This is a genomic window from Pseudomonas sp. CFBP 8758 (assembly GCF_014841725.1).
GTDB classification, from domain to species: Bacteria; Pseudomonadota; Gammaproteobacteria; order Pseudomonadales; family Pseudomonadaceae; genus Aquipseudomonas; species Aquipseudomonas baltica.
This window is the reverse complement of the sequence record NZ_JACYUK010000005.1, coordinates 394272-414690: the sequence shown is the minus strand read 5'-3', so window position 1 is coordinate 414690 and position 20419 is coordinate 394272. Positions and strand designations below refer to the sequence as shown.

Below are 20419 nucleotides of genomic sequence, written 5' to 3'. Positions count from 1 at the left end.
GCAAAGGCGTCCGATAGGCCCTCGCCCAACGACAGCAGGAGTGAGCAGATGGCAAAGCGTATCCAGTTCGGTTCCACCGGCGGCCCGGAAGTCCTCGAGTTCGTCGACTTCGAGCCCAGGCAACCGGGCCCGCAAGACATTCGCGTACGCAATCACGCCGTGGGCGTGAACTACATCGACAACTACTTCCGCAGCGGCCTGTACCCGACGCCACTGCCTTCGGGCCTGGGCACCGAGGCCGCTGGCGTGGTCGAGGCGGTCGGCAGCGAGGTGGACCGGTTCAAGGTCGGCGACCGTGTGGCCTACGCAGGTGGCCCCCTGGGCGCCTACAGCGATCTGCACGTGCTGCCGGCGGCCATGGCCGTACGCCTGCCGTCGAGCATCAGCTTCGAACAGGCCGCTGCGGTGATGCTCAAGGGCCTGACCGTGCAATACCTGCTGCGTCAGACCTACAAGGTCGAGGCTGGCGAAACCATCCTGTTCCATGCCGCCGCCGGTGGTGTGGGCTCGCTGGCCTGCCAATGGGCGGCAGCACTGGGCGTGAAGCTGATCGGCACCGTCAGCTCGCCCGCCAAGGCCGAACGGGCCAAGGCCCTGGGTGCCTGGGAGGTGATCGACTACAGCCACGAAGACGTGGCCAAGCGAGTGCTCGAATTGACCGACGGCAAGAAATGCCCGGTGGTGTACGACGGTGTCGGCAAGGACACTTGGGAAACCTCGCTGGACTGTCTCCAGCCGCGCGGCTTGATGGTCAGCTTCGGCAATGCGTCGGGTGCGGTCAGTGGGGTCAACCTGGGCATCCTGTCGCAGAAGGGCTCGCTGTACGTGACTCGCCCGACCCTGGCCAGCTACGCCGTGCCCGGCGCAGTACAGGGCATGGCCGACGAGCTGTTCGAGATGATCGCCAGCGGCAAGCTCAAGGTCGACGTCAGCCAGCAGTACGCACTGAGCGATGCCGCCAAGGCGCAGACCGCACTCGCCGCGCGCGAAACGGTGGGCTCGACCATCCTGCTGCCATGAAACCAGACAGGGAGCCCCGTGAACGCGGCTCCCTGCCTGGCCTCAGGGCCTGATCACTTCACCGGTGATCAGGTCGCGAATCACGCTCGGGCTCTTGCGCCCGCCCAGCGCGCCGCCCAGCACGACGTCCACTTCGCCACGAAAGTATTGCTCGACGCGCAGGCGGCTGCGCGCGGCCGGGCGGCCTTGGCGATTGGCGGAGGTCGACACCAGCGGCCCGACCAGCGCGCACAGCTCCCGCACCTGCGGGTGATCGCTCACGCGCAGGGCCACGGAATCGTGGATACCGGTGATCCATTCGGGTAGCAGGCCCTGGTGAGGCACCAGCCAGGTGTTCGGGCCGGGCCAGGTACTGGCCATGCGATCGATCCACTCTTCGGGAAAATCCTCGAACAGAAAGTCGAACTGCCGGATGTTGTCGGCGATCAGGATCAGGCCCTTGTCGACCGAGCGCTCCTTGATGGCCAGCAAGCGATACACCGCTTCTTCGTCCCATGGATCGCAACCCAATCCCCAGACAGCTTCGGTAGGGTAGGCGATCACCGCGCCCGCTCGGATCTCGCGCGCCGCTTGCTGCACACGCCAACTGCTCACCATCTGCTGTCACTCCCATTGAAGACTGCCGCCAGTGTACTTAGCTGGCCCGTGCAAACCAACGCCCCGCCTGGCTGACCACGCGCCCCTGCATCTCCAGCTCGGTAAGTTGCGCCATCACCCGCGGCAACGGCCATCCCAACGCCGTGGCCAAGCCTTCGGTGGTGTGCGCGGCGGCCACCAGTACCTCGAGCAGCGGATCGGCGGGCTGGGCTGGCGCCGCTGGCAGGACCGGTGGCAGACGCTGCCAGCCCTGCAACCCTTCAAGAATATGATCGATGGTCTCGACCAGTTGCGCGCCATCGCGGATCAACTGGTGACAACCGCGTGCGCCGGGGTGATGAATGGAGCCGGGCAGCGCCCACACCTCGCGGCCATGCTCGGCGGCCAGCCTTGCGGTGATCAGTGAACCGCTGGCCGGGCTGGCCTCGATGACCAGCACACCCAGCGACAGACCGCTGATGATCCGATTGCGTCGGGGAAAGTTGCCCGGCTGCGCCTGCGCGTCGAGGGGAAACTCGGAAACCAGCGCACCCTTGCGCTCGACGATGGCCTGGGCGAGCACGCGATGCTTCTGTGGATAAAGTTTTTCCAGACCGGTGCCCAATACCCCGATGGTGTGCCCACCCACCTCCAGCGCACCTTGATGCGCCGCCCCGTCCACACCCAGGGCCAGGCCACTGGTGATGGCAAATCCCGCCGCTGCCAGGCTGCGGGCGAAAGCCCGGGCGTTGTCCAGGCCGGGCGGCGAAGCGCGGCGACTGCCGACCACAGCGATCTGCGGCCGCTCCAGCACACTGGGGTCGCCGCGTACGAACAACAGCGGCGGTGGATCGGCGATTTCCTTGAGCAGGGCGGGGTAGTCGGCGTGGTCCCACATCAGCAAATGCTGATGCGGACGCTCTAGCCAGGCCATTGCAGCCGCCGCGTCGCGATGGATGCAGGGGTCGCGGCGGGCCTGGGCACTGGCGTCGCTGCCGCCGGCCCCGCGCCATTGCCCGACTGGCGCAGCAAGCGCCGAACGCGCGCTGCCGAAGTGCGCAACGAGCTTGTGGAAGCGTTGCGGGCCGATTTCCGGCAGCACGTGCAAGCGCAGGCGCGCCTCGAGTTCGGAAAGGGTGTGAGCAGTGGTATCGAAAAGCGGCATCCGATCATCCTTGAATCGGCAGGCTCGCAGACAGCTGGACAAGCTGTGGATAACTCTGTGCACAAAAGTATCGGAAAGCGCCCGGGCGTGACCTCGTCATGCCCGGTGCCTTATGCGCTACGGGTTGCCTACCTTGTCCATCACTGCCAACGAGCGGTTGGCGTTGAGGATCAAACCATAGCTCAGCTTTTCATAAGTGCGGAACACCATAAGCAGCCCGGAGCGCTCGTCGGGGACCTTGACCTGCTCGCCGGTGATACGATCGCGCACTGTCTCGCCGGTCTTGTACACCGCGAGAACGTTGCCCTCGCGCAGTCCGTCGCGCGTTCCGCGGTTCAAGGTGACCACGTCGTACTTGCCGATCTGTGTAACACCTCGTGGCACATCAATGATCACACCACGAATGTCAGTCTCTGGCGCGCTGGGGAAAAACGTCGAATTGACCGCGCGTTGTTCATCGCTGAACAGCCGGTCGCCCAGGCGGACCTCTTCGCGCGAGCGTTGCAGTACCAAGGTAGAGATATCCCCCTCGGTCGCGACGATCTCGCCGCCGCCGATGTTGTCGGCGTTGATACCCAGAAATTCCTGGGTGTCGGGGTCGATGTAGGTCTTGCCCTGGCGGAAGATGCCGTACACCGACTGCGCCGGGTCGAAGGCGCCACGTGCGTAGATGCGGTCGCCCATGCCACTGAGCACGCGCTCGGCATTGCCGGCCACGATGTAGGGGGCGGCGTTGAATTGCTCGACCGAATCCATGATGCGGTTGGTCAGCAGGAAGCTGTTGATCGATTCCAGTGGGATGCTGGGTATGGCCTCGGCCACAGGCGTGGTGCGCACCCTGGGCGAAAGCTTGATGGTGCCGCGCGAGGCGCCACGTTCGAGCATCAGCTGCGGCTGGCCGTTGACGAAGCCCAGCACCAGCGAGTCGCCAGGGTAGATGAGGTCCGGGTTGGCGATCTGCGGGTTGGCGTGCCAGAGGTGTGGCCACTGCCACGGCTGGCTGAGAAACTTCCCGGAAATGTCCCACAATGTATCGCCACGCACCACCGTGTAGCGCTGTGGATAGCCGTCCCTGAGCTGCACTTGCGCCTGCGCCAGGCCGGCCATTGCCAGCATCAGCAGGGCGAGTAGTGATTTCCTCATGCCGTGAATCCCTTTATCATGTCTGCTCACGCGAAATAACGACTTTACCTCACAGTGCAGCACATACGCATATGGCTATTTTAAACATCCTCGAATTTCCAGACCCGCGCCTGCGCACCGTCGCCAAGCCGGTCACGGTGGTGGACGACAGCGTTCGCCAGCTTGTCGATGACATGTTTGAAACCATGTACGACGCCCCTGGCATCGGTTTGGCCGCCACCCAGATCAACGTGCACAAGCGCATCGTGGTCATGGACCTGTCCGAAGATCGCAGCGAACCACGGGTGTTCATCAACCCCGAGTTCGAGTCGCTGACCGACGAGATGGACCAGTACCAGGAAGGTTGCCTGTCGGTGCCCGGCTTCTACGAGAACGTCGATCGCCCGCAGAAGGTCAAGGTCACCGCGCTGGACCGCGACGGCAAATCCTACGAACTGATCGCCGAAGGCCTACTGGCCGTGTGCATCCAGCACGAGTGCGATCACCTCAACGGCAAGCTGTTCGTCGACTACCTGTCCAACCTCAAGCGCGACCGCATCAAGAAAAAGCTGGAAAAACTGCACAAGCAGCAGGCCTGATTCCGGTGCCCTTGTAGGAGCGGCTAGTAGCCGCGAACAACGCACCTCGGTGCGTCAGGAAGGGCCCCTTCGCGGCTGCTAGCCGCTCCTACAAAGGGTTGCGGCCCACCCCCAACAGCGAGAACTCCATGCGCATCGTCTTCGCGGGCACTCCCGAGTTTGCCGCCGAACACCTCAAGGCCCTGCTGGCCACTTCGCACGACATCGTTGCCGTATACACCCAGCCCGATCGCCCGGCCGGGCGGGGGCAGAAACTCATGCAAAGCCCGGTCAAGCAATTGGCCCTGGAGCACGGCATTCCCGTCCTGCAGCCAGCGACCCTGCGCGACCCCCAGGCCCAGGCCGAGCTGCGCGCGCTGGCACCGGATTTGATGGTGGTGGTCGCCTATGGCCTGATCCTGCCGCAGGCGGTGCTCGACATCCCGCCGCTGGGCTGCATCAACAGCCATGCCTCGCTGCTGCCGCGCTGGCGCGGAGCGGCGCCGATCCAGCGGGCGATCCAGGCGGGCGACGCCCACAGCGGCGTTACCGTGATGCGCATGGAGGCGGGTCTGGATACCGGCCCGATGCTGCTCAAGGTCAGCACCCCGATCGCCGCCCACGACACCGGCGGCAGCCTGCACGACCGCTTGGCGCAGATGGGCCCACCGGCCGTGGTCCAGGCCATTGCCGGCCTGGCCGCCGCTACCCTGCAGGGCGAGGCGCAGGACGACAGCCTGGCCAACTACGCCCACAAGCTGGACAAGAACGAAGCGCGCATCGACTGGGCACAACCGGCCGTGGTGCTCGAGCGCCAGGTGCGGGCGTTTTTCCCTTGGCCTGTCTGCCACAGCACCTTGAATGGCGAAGCGCTGAAGGTGCTGGCCGCCAGTTTGGCCGAAGGCAGCGGCCGGCCAGGCGAAATCATCCAGGTCGACAAGGACGGGCTGACCATAGCCTGCGGTGAACAGGCCCTGCGCCTGACCCGCCTGCAGTTGCCGGGAGGCAAGCCGCTCGACTTCAGTGACCTGTTCAACAGCCGCCGCGATCGTTTCGTGGTCGGCACGGTGCTGGGCCAATGAACCCGCGCCTGGCGGCAGCCCGTGCCCTGGCCGCAGTACTCAACGGCAAGGCCTCGCTCAACAGCTCCCTGCCCCGGGAGCTGGACAAGGTCGAGGCGCGCGACCGTGGCCTTACCCAAGACCTGGCATTCGGCACCGCCCGCTGGCAGCCCCGTCTCGACGCGCTGGCCGAGCGCCTGCTGCAGAAGCCTTTCAAGGCCGCCGATGCCGATGTACATGGCTTGCTCCTGATCGGTCTCTACCAGTTGCTGTACACCCGCATTCCAGCCCATGCCGCGATCGGCGAAACCGTCGGCTGCGCCGACAAGCTGAAGAAGCCCTGGGCCAAGGCGCTGCTCAATGCCGTGCTGCGCCGAGCCCAGCGTGAGAGCGAGGCCATTCTTGCCGAACTCGAGCGTGACCCGGTGGTGCGCACGGCGCACCCGCGCTGGCTGCAGAAATCGCTGAAAGCCTTCTGGCCCGAGCAGTGGGAAGCCATCTGCGCCGCCAACAACGCTCATCCGCCGATGATCCTGCGGGTCAACCGTCGCCATCAGCCGCGCGATGCCTACCTGGGCCTGCTGGCCGAACAAGGCGTGGCTGCCCAGGCTTGCGTGTACAGCCGTGATGGCATCGTCCTGGCAGAAGCCTGCGACGTGCGCGGGCTGCCGGGCTTCAGCGAAGGCTGGATCAGCGTCCAGGATGAAGCAGCGCAACTGGCCGCGGAACTGCTCGACCTGGCGCCCGGCCAGCGGGTACTCGACGCCTGCTGCGCGCCGGGCGGCAAGACCTGCCACATTCTGGAAGCCGAGCCGGCCCTGGCCACTGTGGTAGCCGTGGATCTCGAGGAAAAGCGTCTGGTTCGAGTGCGCGAGAACCTGCAGCGATTGGGGCTGCAAGCCCAGTTGATCGCAGCCGATGGCCGCGATACCCAAGCCTGGTGGGACGGTCAGCCGTTCCAGCGGATCCTGCTCGACGCCCCCTGTTCGGCCACTGGCGTGATCCGCCGCCATCCCGACATCAAGCTGACCCGCCAGCCCGACGACATTCCGGCCCTGGCCGTGCTGCAAGGGCAGTTGCTCGACGCCCTGTGGCCAACCCTGGAGGTCGGCGGGGTGCTGCTCTATGCCACCTGCTCGACACTGCCCACGGAAAATACCGAAGTCATCGAAGCGTTCCTGGCGCGCACGCCCGGCGCCCGCGAACTGGACCTGGCCACGTCCGCCGGCATCAAGCAGGCTCATGGCCGCCAATTGCTGGCACAAGAAGGCGGTCACGACGGCTTCTACTATGCCAAGCTGATCAAGATCGCCGCCGTACGCGGCCACTGACGGGGAGTAATGGATGAAGATCATCATCCTGGGCGCAGGTCAGGTGGGCGGCACGCTGGCCGAGCACCTGGCCGGCGAGGCCAATGACATCACCGTGGTCGATACCGATGCCGAACGCCTGCGCAACCTTGGCGATCGCCTGGACATCCGCACCGTGCAGGGCCGCGGCTCGTATCCGACAGTGCTGCGCCAGGCCGGTGCCGACGATGCCGACATGCTGGTGGCGGTGACCAACAGCGACGAGACCAACATGGTCGCCTGTCAGGTGGCCTACACCCTGTTCCATACCCCCACCAAGATCGCCCGGGTGCGCGAGTCGGCCTATCTCACCCGCGCCGGCCTGTTCAACAACGACGCCATTCCGGTGGATGTGCTGATCAGCCCGGAACAGGTGGTGACCAACTACATCAAGCGCCTGATCGAGTACCCCGGCGCCCTGCAGGTCATCGACTTCGCTGGCGGCAAGGCACAGCTGGTGGCGGTCAAGGCCTACTACGGCGGCCCGCTGGTGGGTCAGCAACTGCGGCAGATTCGTCACCACATGCCCAAGGTCGATACACGGGTGGCCGCCATCTTCCGCCGCGACCGGCCGATCCTGCCACGCGGCGACACGGTCATCGAAGCCGACGACGAGGTGTTCTTCATTGCAGCCCGCGAAGACATTCGCGCGGTGATGAGCGAACTGCGCCGGGTCGACCAGAGCAACAAGCGGGTGGTCATCGCCGGCGGCGGGCAGATCGGCGAGCGCCTGGCAGAGGCCATCGAAAGCCGCTACCAGGTGAAGATCATCGAGATGAACCCGGCGCGCTGCCGCTACCTGTCCGATACCCTGGACAGCACCGTGGTGCTGCAGGGCAGCGCCTCCGACCGCGACCTGATGCTCGAAGAGAACATCGCCCAGGCCGATATCTTCCTGGCCCTGACCAACGACGACGAAGCCAACATCATGTCCTCGTTGCTGGCCAAGCGCCTGGGCGCGCGCAAGGTCATGACCATCATCAACAACCCGGCCTATGTCGACCTGGTCCAGGGGGGCGAAATCGATATCGCCCTGAGCCCGCAGCTGGCAACCATCGGTACCCTGCTGGCGCACGTAAGGCGGGGCGATATCGTCAGTGTGCACTCGCTACGCCGGGGCGCCGCGGAGGCCATCGAGGCCATCGCCCATGGCGACGCGCGTTCGAGCAAAGTGATCGGCAAGCCCATCGAAACCATCGACCTGCCTCCGGGAACGACGATCGGCGCGATCATTCGCGATGACCAGGTGATCATCGCGCACAGCGACACGGTGATCGAGGCCGGTGACCACGTGATCCTGTTCGTCGTGGACAAGAAATACATCCGCGACGTCGAGAAGCTCTTCCACGTCGGCCTGAGCTTCTTCTGACCCCCAGCCTCGCTCATCCAAAAAGCGGGCCGTCCAGGAGCCCGCTCTGTGAAAGCCGGTCTAGTGCAAGCATGCCCTGTGGGAGCGGGTCTCTGCCCGCGAAGAAGCTCCCACGCCGGCCGCTAGCTCAATACCACCTGGCCTCACCCGCCGGCCGCTTCTTGAAGCGCTTCATGCTCCACATGTACTGGCTCGGATAGGCCCGCACGTACTTCTCGACCACCGCGCTCATGGCTGCCACCGAGGTATACGTGTCGGTGCTGTACATGCCCTCGGGTGCCGCTTCCAGGATCACCTTGTAGCCCGAACCATCGGGCAGGCGCACGGCGTGCAGGAACACGCCGACGGCCTTGCCGCCGGCGAGCATGTTGGGCACGAACTTGCTGGTCAGCGCCAGGGTGCCGAGAAACGGCACGAACAGCCCGGCCGATTCGGCGGGTTCCGGGTCGGCGGGAATGCCCACCTGGCCACCCTTGCGCACCTCCTTGATGACACTGAGGATGCCTTCCTTGGTCGAGGCCGCAACGCGGTTGCCCAATTGCACCCGTTGCTTGCGCAACAGCTCGTCCACCGCCTTGAGCTTGGGTGGACGGTAGAAGATGATCGGCTTGCACTGGTTGCAGTAGAAGTGATTGAGCACTTCCCAGTTGCCCAGGTGGCTGGTGATGCCAACCACGCCCTTGCCCGATGCCAGGGCATCCTTGAGCACGTCCAGCCCCTCGACCTCGCGCACCAGGTCGAGCGAGCGCTGGGCCGGCCAGATCCAGGCGCAGGCGCTTTCGGTCAGGGTCTTGCCGATGTCCATCAGGCTGCGTCCTGCGAGGCGCTCGCGCTCGGCAGCGTCCATGTCCGGAAAACACTTGGCCAGGTTGATGCGCACCACCTCGCGAGAGCGATTGGGCAGCTTCCACATCAACCAGCCGATGGCCGTGCCGACCCACTGCACGGTGCGCCACGGCAGCAGCGCAAACAACCGCAAGGCACCGACCATCAGTGCCCCTTTGAACTTATCCACAGATCACCCCTTAATTGCCCAGACGCCCATTCTAGCCTCAGCCGACCAGCTCGGCGTAGCGGTCGCAATCCTGGGTGTGGTCCATGACCATGCCCGAGGCCTGCATGAAGGCGTAGCAGATGGTCGGCCCGACGAAGGTGAAACCGGCTTTCTTCAGGGCCTTGCTCATGGCCCGGGCTTCTTCGGTTTCAGTGGGGATCTCGCTGCGATCGCGCCGATGGTTGACCCGCGGCTGCCCACCGACGAACGACCAGAGGAAGGCTGCCGGGTCTTCGAGCTGCAACCAGGCGCGGGCGTTCTTGCGTACACCGTTGAGCTTGAGGCGATTGCGCACGATGCCCGGATCCTGCATCAGCACCTCGATTTCCTCGTCACTCATCTGCGCGAGGCGTTGCGGGTCGAAGCCGTGGAGCACCTGCCGATAGCGTTCACGCTTGCGCAGCACGGTGATCCACGACAGGCCGGCCTGGAACCCTTCCAGCGCAAGCAACTCGAACAGGGCGCCCGCCTCGCGCAGCGGCACGCCCCATTCAAGGTCATGGTAGGCCTGGTACAAGGGGTCTTGGGTACACCAAAAGCAGCGAGGCATTAGGGCTCCATGGGTAGAGGCGCCGCGGATTCGCGGTATACTCCCGCTCTTTATATTCGCAGCCCTAGAAACAGGTGAATTTCGTGAGCCAGCCTACGCCAGCCGTGCGTACCTTCCAAGACTTGATCCTCGCCCTCCAGCAATACTGGGCCGAGCAAGGTTGTGTGGTGCTTCAGCCCTACGATATGGAAGTGGGCGCCGGCACTTTTCATACCGCCACGTTCCTGCGCGCCGTGGGCCCGGAAACCTGGAATGCCGCTTACGTGCAACCCAGCCGCCGTCCGACTGATGGCCGCTATGGCGAGAACCCCAACCGCCTGCAGCACTACTATCAGTTCCAGGTGGTTCTGAAGCCCAACCCGGACAACTTCCAGGAACTGTACCTGGGTTCGCTCAAGCACATCGGCCTCGATCCTCTGGTGCACGACGTCCGTTTCGTCGAAGACAACTGGGAGTCGCCGACCCTGGGCGCCTGGGGCCTGGGCTGGGAAGTCTGGCTCAACGGCATGGAAGTCACCCAGTTCACCTATTTCCAGCAGGCGGGCGGCATCGAATGCTACCCGGTCACCGGCGAGATCACCTACGGCTTGGAACGCCTGGCCATGTACCTGCAGGGCGTCGACTCGGTCTACGACCTGGTGTGGGCCGATGGCCCGTTCGGCAAAGTGACCTACGGCGACGTGTTCCACCAGAACGAGGTGGAGCAGTCCACCTACAACTTCGAGCACGCCAACGTCGACAAACTGTTCGAGCTGTTCGATTTCTACGAAAGCGAGGCCAAGCGCCTGCTCGAACTGGACCAGCCACTGCCGCTGCCCAGCTATGAAATGGTCTTGAAGGCGTCCCACACCTTCAACCTGCTCGATGCTCGCCGCGCCATTTCGGTCACCGCGCGCCAGCAGTACATCCTGCGCGTGCGGACCCTGGCCCGTGGCGTGGCACAGGCCTACCTGATGGCCCGTGCCAAGCTGGGTTTCCCCATGGCGACCCCCGATCTGCGAGATGAAGTATTGGCCAAGCTGGAGGCTGCGCAATGAGTGCTCAAGATTTTCTGGTCGAGCTGGGCACCGAAGAGCTGCCACCCAAGGCCCTGAACACCCTGGCCGACGCCTTCCTGGCCGGCATCGAGAAAGGCCTGCAGGCCGCCGGCCTGAACTACAGCGCCAAGAACGTCTACGCCGCGCCACGCCGCCTGGCCGTGCTGATCACCGGCCTGGATACCCAGCAGCCGGACCGCAGCATCAATCTCGACGGCCCGCCGCTGCAGGCCGCCTTCAATGCCGAAGGCGAGCCGACCCAGGCTGCACTGGGCTTCGCCAAGAAGTGCGGGGTCGACCTCAGCGAAATCGACCGCAGCGGCCCCAAGCTGCGCTTCAGCCAGAACATCGTCGGCAAGCCGACGGCCAGCCTGTTGCCGACCATCGTCGAAGATTCCCTCAACGACCTGCCGATTCCCAAGCGCATGCGCTGGGGCGCGCGCAAGGAAGAGTTCGTGCGGCCAACCCAGTGGCTGGTCATGCTGTTGGGCGACGACGTCATCGATTGCACGATCCTGGCCCAGAAGGCAGGCCGTGAATCGCGTGGTCACCGTTTCCATCATCCACAGAACGTGCGCATCAGCTCGCCCGCCGGCTACCGCGAAGACATGCGCAAGGCCTACGTACTGGCCGATGCCCACGAACGCCGTGAACTGATCGCCCGACGTACCGCCGAGCTGGCCACCCAGCAGGAAGGCAGCGCCATCGTGCCACCGACGCTGCTGGACGAAGTGACGGCCCTGGTCGAGTGGCCCGTGCCGCTGGTGTGTTCGTTCGAGGAACGCTTCCTGGATGTCCCGCAGGAAGCGCTGATCACCACCATGCAGGACAACCAGAAGTATTTCTGCCTGCTCAACGCCGACGGCAAGCTGCTGCCGCGTTTCATCACCGTGGCCAACATCGAGAGCAAGGACCCGCGCCAGATCGTCGAGGGCAACGAGAAAGTCGTGCGTCCACGCCTGACCGATGCCGAGTTCTTCTTCAATCAGGACAAGAAGCAACCGCTGGAAGCCTTCAACAAACGCCTGGAAAACGTGGTGTTCCAGGCGCAGTTGGGCAGTGTCTACGACAAGGCCGTGCGGGTTTCCAAGCTGGCGGCCTACATTGCCTCGCGCATTGGTGGCGATGCCCAGCGCGCGACGCGGGCAGGCCTGCTGTCGAAGTGCGACCTGGCCACGGAAATGGTCGGCGAGTTCCCGGAAATGCAGGGCGTGGCGGGCTATTACTACGCGCTCAACGCCGGCGAACCCGAAGACGTCGCGCTGGCACTCAACGAGCAATACATGCCCCGTGGCGCCGGCGCCGAGCTGCCCAGCACCCTGACCGGTGCGGCGGTGGCCATCGCCGACAAGCTCGACACCCTGGTCGGCATCTTCGGCATCGGCATGCTGCCTACTGGCAGCAAGGACCCCTATGCCCTGCGTCGCGCGGCCCTGGGCGTGCTGCGCATCCTGATCGAAAAGCAGCTGGACCTGAACCTCAACGAAGCCGTGAGCTTCGCCGTTTCGGCCTTCGGCACCCAGGTCAAGTCGGCCGGGCTTGCCGAGCAGGTGCAGGAGTTCATCTTCGATCGCCTGCGCGCTCGCTACGAAGACGAGGGCATCGATGTGGCCACTTATCTTTCGGTGCGTGCCCTGCAACCCGGTTCGGCACTGGACTTCGATCAGCGCGTGCAGGCTGTCCAGGCGTTCCGCCGGTTGCCTGAGGCCGCCGCCCTGGCAGCCGTCAACAAGCGTGTCTCGAACCTGCTGAGCAAGGCCGAGGGCAAGGTTGCTGCCACCGTGGAGCCCAAGTACTTCGACAACGCCAACGAGTTCTCGCTGTACTCGGCCATCACCCAGGCCGACCATGCGGTGGCGCCGATGGCTGCCGAGCGTCGCTACAACGAAGCCTTGACCCGTCTGGCCGCCCTGCGCGAGCCAGTGGATGCGTTCTTCGAAGCGGTGATGGTCAATGCCGAAGATGCCAATGTGCGGGCCAACCGCTATGCCTTGCTGGCACGCCTGCGCGGTCTGTTCCTGGGCGTCGCCGACATTTCGTTGCTGGGGTAGGCCTTGAAACTGCTGATTCTCGATCGCGACGGGGTCATCAATCATGACTCCGACGCCTACATCAAATCAGTCGCCGAATGGCTGCCATTGCCTGGAGCGATCCAGGCCATTGCACAGTTGCACCAGGCTGGCTGGACGGTGGCCGTCGCTACCAACCAGTCTGGCCTGGCGCGCGGTTACTACGACCTGGCCACCCTCGATGCCATGCACGCCCACCTGCGCGCGCTGGTCGCGGAGCAGGGCGGCGAGGTTGGCCTGATCGTGCATTGTCCCCATGGTCCGAATGACCAGTGCACCTGCCGCAAACCGCGGCCGGGTTTGCTGCAGCGCATCGCTGCCCACTATGACGCGCCCCTGACCGGCGTTTGGTTCGTCGGCGACAGCCTGAGCGATCTGCACGCCGCAACGGCAGTGGCTGCTCGACCCGTGCTGGTGAAGACCGGCAAAGGGCTACGGACCTTGACCCAGGACCTGCCCGAGGGAACCCTGATTTTCGATGACCTGGCGGCAGTCGCCAGGCACCTTATCCACACTTGACGGTATCCACCGCTATGTCGATCCTGCGGGCAATCAGAATCTTTGCCTTTTATCTGCTTCTGGGCAGCAGCGCCTTGCTGTGGTGCACCCTGAGCTTTTTCATCGCGCCCTTTCTGTCCTTCAAGGCGCGCTACCGTTTCATCAACGTCTACTGGTGCCGCTGTGCGCTGTGGCTGACGCGCGTCATGCTGGGTATCGACGTACGGGTGAAAGGTGCGGAAAACGTTCCGCAAACTCCATGCGTCATCGTTTCCAACCACCAGAGCACGTGGGAAACCTTTTTCCTTTCCGCCTACTTCCAGCCCCTGAGCCAGGTGCTCAAGCGCGAGCTGCTTTTCGTGCCGTTCTTTGGCTGGGCCATGGCCATGCTGCGCCCCATCGCCATCGACCGCGACAATCCCAAGTCGGCACTCAAGGAAGTCGCCAGCAAGGGCGACACGCTGTTGAAGGACGGCGTCTGGGTACTGATCTTCCCGGAAGGTACCCGTGTGCCATACGGCCAGATCGGCAAATTCACCCGCAGCGGCAGTGCCTTGGCGGTGAACGCGCAGTTGCCGGTGTTGCCCATTGCGCACAATGCCGGGCGCTACTGGCCCAAGGAAGGCTGGAACAAGCATCGCGGTACCATCGAGGTGGTCATCGGGGCACCCATGTACGCCGAAGGCACCGGACCGCGGGCCATTGCGGCCTTGAACGAGCGCGTCCAGGCCTGGAACGAGCAAACTCAACAAGCCATGGGCGCGCTGCCGGAGCATCCGGAAATCGCACCCACGCCGGTTATCTAGTTTCTGTGGATAACTTGTGTATTGTTTCTCGTGCAAAGTCTTTGAAAGCTGCGTAACCCTATGTTGGCTATGCAGTTTTCAAAACCCATCAAAACCCGGCAATTGGTGCATAAGTTTTTTGCACGGCGGTGAAAGGCTCGTCTTTTCGAGCCTTTCACCGCTGGGTTTTCAGCCAGACGTCAGACCTTGTCCAGGTCCACGTGCCGGGTTTCCTTCAAACAGAACATCCCCACCACGAAGCTGATACCGGTCACCAGTACCGGGTACCACAGTCCGTAGAAGATATCCCCCGTGTACACCACCAGCGCGAACGAGACCGTGGGCAGGAATCCGCCGAACCAGCCGTTGCCAATGTGGTAGGGCAGGGACAAGGACGTGTAGCGAATGCGGGTGGGGAAGAGCTCGACCATCACCGCCGCCAGCGGCCCATAGGTCATCGTGGCAATCAGGATCATGGCAACGATGATCAACACCACCATGGGTTGATTGACCAGGCTCGAATCGGCCTTGGCGGGGTAGCCTGCCTGAGCAATGGCCGCGCGCAGGGCTGGCTCATCGTAGCCGTTGATCCGTTGCTCACCGACCGTGATTGCCACATCCGTACCGTCGACCGGGGCCGCCGAGCTGTACGGCACACCCGACTTGATCAGCAACGTCTTGACCTTGTCGCAGGGGCTGTCGAATTTGGCCTTGCCCACTGGGTCGAACTGGAAGGTGCACGTAGCAGGATCCGCCATCACCGTGACCGGCGAGTTGCGAGTGGCATTGTCGATCTGCGGGTTGGCGTAGTGGCTCAAACCCTTGAACAGGGGGAAGTAGGCGAAGGTCGCCAGCAGCAGGCCAAGCATCAGGATGGGTTTGCGCCCGACACGGTCGGACAGCCAACCGAAGAACACGAAGAACGGCGCACCGATGACCACACTGATGATCAGCAGCTGATTGGCCAGTGCCGGGTCCATCTTGAGCATCTGTGTCAGAAAGAACAGCACGTAGAACTGCGCACAGTAGAACGTTACGGCCTGCCCAGCATTGATGCTGAACAACGCGGTCAACACGATCTTCAGGTTCTGCCAGGAACCGAACGACTCGCGGATCGGCGATTTACTGGTCTTGCCCTCGGCCTTCATCTTGGTGAAGGTGGGCGATTCGCTCAGGCTCAGGCGGATCCAGGTGGAAATGCCCAGCAGTACGATCGACAGCAGGAACGGCAGGCGCCAGCCCCAGACTTCGAATTGATCGCCACTGATATAGCGGCTGCCCATTACCACCAGCAATGACAGCAGCAGGCCGAGGGTGGCTGTCGACTGAATCCAGCCGGTGTGGAAACCACGTTTTTTCTGCGGCGCATGTTCGGCCACGTACGTCGCTGCGCCGCCATACTCGCCGCCCAGGGCCAGACCCTGAAGCATGCGCAACAGCACCAGGATGATCGGCGCGGCAATGCCGATGCTGGCATAGGTCGGCAGCAATCCCACCGCAAAGGTCGAGACACCCATCAGGATGATGGTCATGAGAAAGGTGTACTTACGCCCGATCATATCGCCCAGGCGTCCGAACACCAAGGCACCGAAGGGTCGCACCAGGAAGCCTGCGGCAAACGCCATCAGGGCAAAGATGAAGGCTGTGGTCTCGTTCACTCCGGCGAAGAACTGCTTGCTGATCACCGCAGCCAGGGCGCCGTACAGGAAGAAGTCGTACCATTCGAAAACCGTCCCCAGCGACGATGCGAAGATGATCTTCTTCTCGTCCCGGTTCACGGCAGGCGCAGCCGCCGCGCCGTGTTGCAGATAATCCGCCATATTGCCATCCTCAGTGATTATTGTTGTTGTTCCACTGTTGCCTTTCCCGAGTACTGCCTGCACTCGGTCAAATCGTTTCCGGCACCTGCAGCGCAGTGGCCGGTACGGCCTCCAGCGGCTGCGGATGCAGAATCATCTGCGCTGCCTTTTCTGCAATCATCACCGTCGGTGAGCAGGTATTGCCCGAGACGATTTCCGGCATGATCGACGCGTCTGCCACACGCAGACCCTGAACGCCACGAACCTTGAGTTGCGCATCCACAACCGCCAGGGTGTCGTTGCCCATGCGACAGGTGCCTGCTGGATGAAAGATAGTCGTTCCTATGCGTCCTGCTGCCGCGCGCAATGTTTCTTCACTCTGTACGTCCGCGCCTGGCAGGTACTCCTGCGGGGCAAAGCCTTGCAGGGCCGAGCCCTGGACGATCTTGCGCGTCAGGCGTATGGCATCGACCGCCACCTGCACGTCGTCGGGATGGCTGAGATAGTTGGGATCGATCAACGGCGCTGCGTCCGGATCGGCAGAGCTGATGTCCACCCGCCCGCGGCTCTTGGGCCGCAGGTTGCAGACCGAAGCGGTAAACGCAGGAAAGCGGTGCAGCGGCTCGCCGAAGCGTTCCAACGACAGCGGCTGCACGTGGTATTGAAGATTGGGGGAGGGCTGCTCGGGGCTCGAGCGCACGAAGGCGCCTAGTTGACTCGGCGCCATCGCCAGCGGCCCGCTGCGGTCGTACAGGTAGCGCACGCCCATGCCGAACTTGCCCCACAGGCTGTTGGCAACCTGGTTGAGGGTGCGCGCGTTGCTGACCTTGTACACCAGCCGCAGCTGCAGATGATCCTGCAAATTGCCACCCACGCCGGGCAACTCATGCTGCACGTCGATGCCCAGGCGTTCGAGCAAGGGGCGGGGGCCAATGCCGGAGCGCTGGAGAATGTTCGGCGAACCGATTGCGCCGGCGCACAAAATGATCTCACCGCGCGTCTCGAACCGATGGTCGGCGCCCTGCCAGCGGGCAGCCACCGCATGGGCACGGCCGTCTTGCAGCAGCACCTTGTCCACCCGCACGCCCGTGTGCACCGTCAGATTCGACCGCTTCAGCGCAGGGCGCAAGAACGCCTTGGTCGAATTCCAGCGCACCCCGGACTTCTGATTGACCTGGAAGTAACCGCAACCCTGGTTGTCTCCGGTGTTGAAGTCTTCGATGCTGGCGATCCCGGACTCGGCCGCCGCACTGCGGAAGGCGTCGAGAATGGGCCAGCGATAGCGCTGCTGCTCGACTCGCCACTCGCCCTGGGCGCTGTGGAACTCGGAGTCGCCGGCATGATGGTTTTCGCTCTGGCGAAACAGCGGAAGGACGTCTTTCCAGCCCCAGCCGGGATTGCCTTGGGCCTCCCAGCGATCGTAGTCGCTGGACTGGCCGCGCATGTAGATCATGCCATTGATCGACGAGCAGCCGCCGAGGACCTTGCCCCGAGGGTAGTTGAGGCTGCGGCCGTCGAGGCCTGGTTGTGGCTGGGTCTTGAAACACCAGTCGGTGCGGGGATTACCGATGCAGAACAGATAACCGACCGGGATGTGGATCCAGGCATAGTTGTCCCGGCCACCTGCCTCGAGCAACAGCACCTGTACCGAAGGGTCGGTCGACAGTCGATTGGCAAGCAGACAACCTGCAGGACCTGCGCCGACAATGATGTAGTCATAGACGGATGGGACTGATGGCATGGTGTACTCCGCGCCGTTTTATTGTTCTTGTCGTTCTCCATGTTATTGATTAGCTTCGTGGTGAAAACTAAAGATTTCACCCAGGGGCTGAGCGTTTTCGCACAGTCCAGAGCGCAGTTGATTAACAAGGGAAAATCAATGTTCGACTGGAACGACCTGCGCTTCTTTCTCGAGCTGCAACGCAGCGGCCGATTGCTGACCGCTGCCAAGCGCCTGCATACCACGCACAGTACGGTCGCCCGGCACATCGAAAGCATCGAGCGCCACCTGGGCACGCCGCTGTTCGTGCAAAACGCCCACGGCTACGAACTGACCCCGGCGGGGCAGACGCTGCTCAAGCACGCCGAGGCCATGGAGAACCTGGCCCTGCGCGCGCAGGAGGACATTACGCAGTCATTCAATCCGCTGGGCAAGATCCGCCTGGGCGTAACAGAAGGCATCGGTATCGCCTTCATCACACCGCGCCTCGGCGAACTGTTCCGCCGTTATCCAGGCTTGGAAGTGGAGCTGGTGGCTGTGCCGCGCTTTGTCAGCATTCTCAACCGCGAAGCCGAAATCAGCGTGCACCTCGAGCGTCCCAATGCCGATCTGCTGATCACCCGCAAGCTAACCGACTACAACCTGGCACTGTATGCCAGTGCCGATTACCTGGCTGCTGCCGAGCCGCTGCGCAATCGTGAAGACCTGGCACAGCATCGCTGGATCGGCTATGTCGATGATCTGCTGTTCAGCCAGGAGCTGTTATTGCTCAACAGCTTCTGTCGCAACCCGGTCGTGGCCTTTCGCAGCACCAGTGTGCTGGCTCAACAGGAGGCTGCATGCATCGGCCTGGGCATCGCCGTATTGCCCGTGTACATGGCTGCCAAGGACCCACGGCTGGTGCGCGTACTGCCCGACGAAACCATCCAGCGCAGTTACTGGATCAGCACCCGACGCGAACTGCACAAATCGGTACGGCTGCGTGTGGTCTGGGATTTCCTCCTGCAACTGTGCGCCGACCAGCAGGCTACCTTGCTCGCCACCTGAAACCCATGCCCGGCTCCCACATGGCACTGAATGTTGCCTTCATGTGGGAGCGGGCTCTGCCCGCGAAGACGTCAGCCGAGTCGCCACAGATCCAACCGGCTCAAACAACCACCGGCTGCCCACCATGAACAGCTTCCCCCGCATCGCCATGCAGGGAAATCTTCGATGTCTCGGGTAACGCCAATCCTCCCGCGAGTGCCAGCACCGATACCCCCATGAGATAGAACGCTGGCGACAGGTTGCTCCCCGTCATACCGATCAACCAGGTCGCCATCAGCGGCGCCGTTCCGCCAAACACCGTGTAGGCGAGGTTGTAGGTGATTGCCGAGGCCGTGTAGCGGGTTCGGGTCGGGAATGTCTCGGACAACAAAGCTGCAGTCACCACACCACTGAGCACTGCACCGACCGCCAGCATCATCACCCCGATGACGGAAGCGACGAACGAGCCTGAGCTGGCGAGCAGGAACGACGGATACACCACCGCGATGATCAACACCCCAGCGGTCCCCACCGTTACCCGACGCCCGACCTTGTCGGAGAATGCTCCCGCAACGGGACACATCAACGCGGCAAACACCAAGGCGATCACCGAGATCAACAACGCCGTGGCCCGGCTCAAGCCACCCACCACCTGCAGATAAGTCGCAAAGTAGGTAGTGAACATATAGAAGGAGAGGGCGGTCAGCGACACGAATGCACCCAGGCACAGGATCGCACCACCGTGACTGCGCAGGGTGTCCTTGAGCGGTGAATGGGCGACGTCGTGTTCTTGCTTGACTGCCTGGAACGCAGGCGTTTCATCCAGCCGCCAGCGCAGGTAAAGCCCCACCAGGCCCAGCGGCGCCGCTATCAGGAACGGCACTCGCCAACCCCAACTGGCCATCGCCTCGGGCGACAGCGAAGCGTCCAATGCGTAGGCCATTACCGCAGCACAGGCAAACGCGCTGAAGGTCGACACCGGGATGAAGCTCCCATACCAGGCACGTTGGGTACGCGGCGCATGCTCCATGAGATAGGCACAGGCGCCGGCATACTCACCGCCGGCAGAAAAACCCTGAGCGCAGCGAATCAGCGTCAGCATGATCGGCGCAGCAATACCGATGGCGGCATAGGTGGGCAACAAACCGATCAGCGTCGTTGCACCAGCCATGAGCAGGATGGTCATGGCCAGCACCTTCTTGCGCCCGATTCGGTCGCCGAGCATGCCGAAAACGATACCGCCCAGGGGCCGGAACGCAAACGCCACGGCGAACACTGCAAAGGTTTTCAACAGGCCCGTGGCAGCGTCACCACTGGGGAAGAACTGTTGGGCGATGGCCGTGGCCAGAAACCCGTAGACCGCAAAGTCGAACCATTCCACGAAGTTGCCCACGGCAGCGGCGCAGATCACCTTTTTCAACGTCGCGGGGGATACCCGCCCCTCCATTGCATGGTCCATGAGCTTTACCCCTGTGCAGACGTGACGAGCCATTGATTATCGGGCGCGGGCTGTGACACTCCTGCCGAAAAGCGGCATTGACGTAGTCATGCCCGCAGCGCACCTGCAATAAGCCTGCGCAAGATCCACGCCAGGGCCGTTCGTCCGTTCTCGGCGTGAGGCATTGGATACGCACACCCATA

The 20419-nt window shown here is 63.3% G+C and carries 18 protein-coding genes; 10 read left to right on the top strand and 8 right to left on the bottom strand.

What is annotated here, in order from left to right; translation table 11 throughout:
* Nucleotides 1-48: 48 nt before the first annotated feature.
* The gene (locus tag IFT75_RS13690; RefSeq protein WP_192055196.1) at nucleotides 49-1020 is read left to right on the top strand and encodes an NADPH:quinone reductase; all 972 of its coding nucleotides are present in this window, start codon (nucleotides 49-51) and stop codon (nucleotides 1018-1020) included.
* Between the two features lie 42 nt (nucleotides 1021-1062).
* Here IFT75_RS13690 and IFT75_RS13685 read toward each other — a convergent pair whose 3' ends face one another.
* The 3 genes from IFT75_RS13685 to IFT75_RS13675 form a co-directional block, all read right to left on the bottom strand.
* Entirely contained in the window at nucleotides 1063-1617 is a 555-nt protein-coding gene (locus IFT75_RS13685) for an L-threonylcarbamoyladenylate synthase (protein WP_122480061.1), read from the bottom strand.
* A 37-nt stretch (nucleotides 1618-1654) separates the two neighbouring features.
* Nucleotides 1655-2761 (bottom strand): DNA-processing protein DprA, encoded by a 1107-nt coding sequence (gene dprA, locus IFT75_RS13680; protein WP_192055195.1) that lies wholly within the window; start codon nucleotides 2759-2761, stop codon nucleotides 1655-1657.
* 117 nt (nucleotides 2762-2878) lie between these two features.
* A complete protein-coding gene (locus IFT75_RS13675) occupies nucleotides 2879-3904 on the bottom strand; it encodes a LysM peptidoglycan-binding domain-containing protein (RefSeq protein WP_122480059.1) in 1026 nt (341 codons plus the stop codon).
* A gap of 71 nt (nucleotides 3905-3975) precedes the next feature.
* Between IFT75_RS13675 and def the strand changes: the two genes are divergently transcribed.
* From def to trkA, 4 genes are all read left to right on the top strand, one after another.
* Entirely contained in the window at nucleotides 3976-4482 is a 507-nt protein-coding gene (gene def, locus IFT75_RS13670; protein WP_122480058.1) for a peptide deformylase, read from the top strand.
* 128 nt (nucleotides 4483-4610) lie between these two features.
* On the top strand, nucleotides 4611-5543 hold the full coding sequence (gene fmt / locus IFT75_RS13665; RefSeq protein ID WP_192055193.1) for a methionyl-tRNA formyltransferase: 933 nt from the start codon (nucleotides 4611-4613) through the stop codon (nucleotides 5541-5543).
* Complete coding sequence (gene rsmB / locus IFT75_RS13660) at nucleotides 5540-6853, top strand: 16S rRNA (cytosine(967)-C(5))-methyltransferase RsmB (RefSeq protein ID WP_192055191.1); 1314 nt, start codon at nucleotides 5540-5542, stop codon at nucleotides 6851-6853. Before fmt ends, rsmB begins: the two co-directional genes overlap by 4 nt.
* Nucleotides 6854-6866: 13 nt before the next feature.
* The gene (trkA, locus tag IFT75_RS13655) at nucleotides 6867-8240 is read left to right on the top strand and encodes a Trk system potassium transporter TrkA (RefSeq protein WP_122480055.1); all 1374 of its coding nucleotides are present in this window, start codon (nucleotides 6867-6869) and stop codon (nucleotides 8238-8240) included.
* Between the two features lie 127 nt (nucleotides 8241-8367).
* Here trkA and IFT75_RS13650 read toward each other — a convergent pair whose 3' ends face one another.
* Entirely contained in the window at nucleotides 8368-9255 is an 888-nt protein-coding gene (locus IFT75_RS13650; protein WP_122480054.1) for a lysophospholipid acyltransferase, read from the bottom strand.
* Between the two features lie 37 nt (nucleotides 9256-9292).
* On the bottom strand, nucleotides 9293-9844 hold the full coding sequence (locus tag IFT75_RS13645) for a DNA-3-methyladenine glycosylase I (protein ID WP_185794621.1): 552 nt from the start codon (nucleotides 9842-9844) through the stop codon (nucleotides 9293-9295).
* 83 nt (nucleotides 9845-9927) lie between these two features.
* Between IFT75_RS13645 and glyQ the strand changes: the two genes are divergently transcribed.
* The 4 genes from glyQ to IFT75_RS13625 are packed head-to-tail and all read left to right on the top strand — an operon-like array spanning nucleotide 9928 to nucleotide 14254.
* The gene (gene glyQ, locus IFT75_RS13640) at nucleotides 9928-10881 is read left to right on the top strand and encodes a glycine--tRNA ligase subunit alpha (protein WP_043193756.1); all 954 of its coding nucleotides are present in this window, start codon (nucleotides 9928-9930) and stop codon (nucleotides 10879-10881) included.
* Nucleotides 10878-12932, top strand: a complete 2055-nt coding sequence (glyS, locus tag IFT75_RS13635; RefSeq protein ID WP_192055189.1) for a glycine--tRNA ligase subunit beta — start codon at nucleotides 10878-10880, stop codon at nucleotides 12930-12932. The genes glyQ and glyS overlap by 4 nt, the downstream gene beginning before the upstream one ends.
* Nucleotides 12933-12935: 3 nt before the next feature.
* On the top strand, nucleotides 12936-13469 hold the full coding sequence (gene gmhB, locus IFT75_RS13630) for a D-glycero-beta-D-manno-heptose 1,7-bisphosphate 7-phosphatase (RefSeq protein ID WP_192055187.1): 534 nt from the start codon (nucleotides 12936-12938) through the stop codon (nucleotides 13467-13469).
* Between the two features lie 14 nt (nucleotides 13470-13483).
* The gene (locus IFT75_RS13625) at nucleotides 13484-14254 is read left to right on the top strand and encodes a lysophospholipid acyltransferase family protein (protein ID WP_122480050.1); all 771 of its coding nucleotides are present in this window, start codon (nucleotides 13484-13486) and stop codon (nucleotides 14252-14254) included.
* A 179-nt stretch (nucleotides 14255-14433) separates the two neighbouring features.
* Here the strand turns inward: IFT75_RS13625 and IFT75_RS13620 are convergent, their stop codons facing one another.
* Nucleotides 14434-16053, bottom strand: a complete 1620-nt coding sequence (locus IFT75_RS13620; RefSeq protein WP_192055185.1) for an MFS transporter — start codon at nucleotides 16051-16053, stop codon at nucleotides 14434-14436.
* 67 nt (nucleotides 16054-16120) lie between these two features.
* The gene (locus IFT75_RS13615; RefSeq protein ID WP_192055183.1) at nucleotides 16121-17773 is read right to left on the bottom strand and encodes a GMC family oxidoreductase; all 1653 of its coding nucleotides are present in this window, start codon (nucleotides 17771-17773) and stop codon (nucleotides 16121-16123) included.
* Between the two features lie 138 nt (nucleotides 17774-17911).
* Between IFT75_RS13615 and IFT75_RS13610 the strand changes: the two genes are divergently transcribed.
* Nucleotides 17912-18799 carry a LysR family transcriptional regulator gene (locus IFT75_RS13610; RefSeq protein ID WP_192055181.1) on the top strand — a complete coding sequence of 296 codons (888 nt, stop codon included), beginning with the start codon at nucleotides 17912-17914 and terminating at the stop codon, nucleotides 18797-18799.
* Nucleotides 18800-18899: 100 nt separating this feature from the next.
* Here IFT75_RS13610 and IFT75_RS13605 read toward each other — a convergent pair whose 3' ends face one another.
* Nucleotides 18900-20237: an MFS transporter gene (locus IFT75_RS13605; protein ID WP_192055180.1), complete on the bottom strand. Its 1338-nt coding sequence runs from the start codon at nucleotides 20235-20237 to the stop codon at nucleotides 18900-18902.
* Nucleotides 20238-20419: the final 182 nt, after the last annotated feature.

Bases quoted from the DNA above. Each gene is read 5' to 3' on its own strand.
- IFT75_RS13620 (WP_192055185.1), bottom strand. From the start codon at position 16,053: ATGGCGGATTATCTGCAACACGGCGCGGCGGCTGCGCCTGCCGTGAAC.
- IFT75_RS13615 (WP_192055183.1), bottom strand. From the start codon at position 17,773: ATGCCATCAGTCCCATCCGTCTATGACTACATCATTGTCGGCGCAGGT.
- rsmB (WP_192055191.1), top strand. From the start codon at position 5,540: ATGAACCCGCGCCTGGCGGCAGCCCGTGCCCTGGCCGCAGTACTCAAC.
- IFT75_RS13625 (WP_122480050.1), top strand. From the start codon at position 13,484: ATGTCGATCCTGCGGGCAATCAGAATCTTTGCCTTTTATCTGCTTCTG.
- glyS (WP_192055189.1), top strand. From the start codon at position 10,878: ATGAGTGCTCAAGATTTTCTGGTCGAGCTGGGCACCGAAGAGCTGCCA.
- def (WP_122480058.1), top strand. From the start codon at position 3,976: ATGGCTATTTTAAACATCCTCGAATTTCCAGACCCGCGCCTGCGCACC.
- IFT75_RS13685 (WP_122480061.1), bottom strand. From the start codon at position 1,617: ATGGTGAGCAGTTGGCGTGTGCAGCAAGCGGCGCGCGAGATCCGAGCG.
- IFT75_RS13675 (WP_122480059.1), bottom strand. From the start codon at position 3,904: ATGAGGAAATCACTACTCGCCCTGCTGATGCTGGCAATGGCCGGCCTG.
- dprA (WP_192055195.1), bottom strand. From the start codon at position 2,761: ATGCCGCTTTTCGATACCACTGCTCACACCCTTTCCGAACTCGAGGCG.
- IFT75_RS13605 (WP_192055180.1), bottom strand. From the start codon at position 20,237: ATGGACCATGCAATGGAGGGGCGGGTATCCCCCGCGACGTTGAAAAAG.
- IFT75_RS13690 (WP_192055196.1), top strand. From the start codon at position 49: ATGGCAAAGCGTATCCAGTTCGGTTCCACCGGCGGCCCGGAAGTCCTC.
- fmt (WP_192055193.1), top strand. From the start codon at position 4,611: ATGCGCATCGTCTTCGCGGGCACTCCCGAGTTTGCCGCCGAACACCTC.
- IFT75_RS13645 (WP_185794621.1), bottom strand. From the start codon at position 9,844: ATGCCTCGCTGCTTTTGGTGTACCCAAGACCCCTTGTACCAGGCCTAC.
- trkA (WP_122480055.1), top strand. From the start codon at position 6,867: ATGAAGATCATCATCCTGGGCGCAGGTCAGGTGGGCGGCACGCTGGCC.
- IFT75_RS13610 (WP_192055181.1), top strand. From the start codon at position 17,912: ATGTTCGACTGGAACGACCTGCGCTTCTTTCTCGAGCTGCAACGCAGC.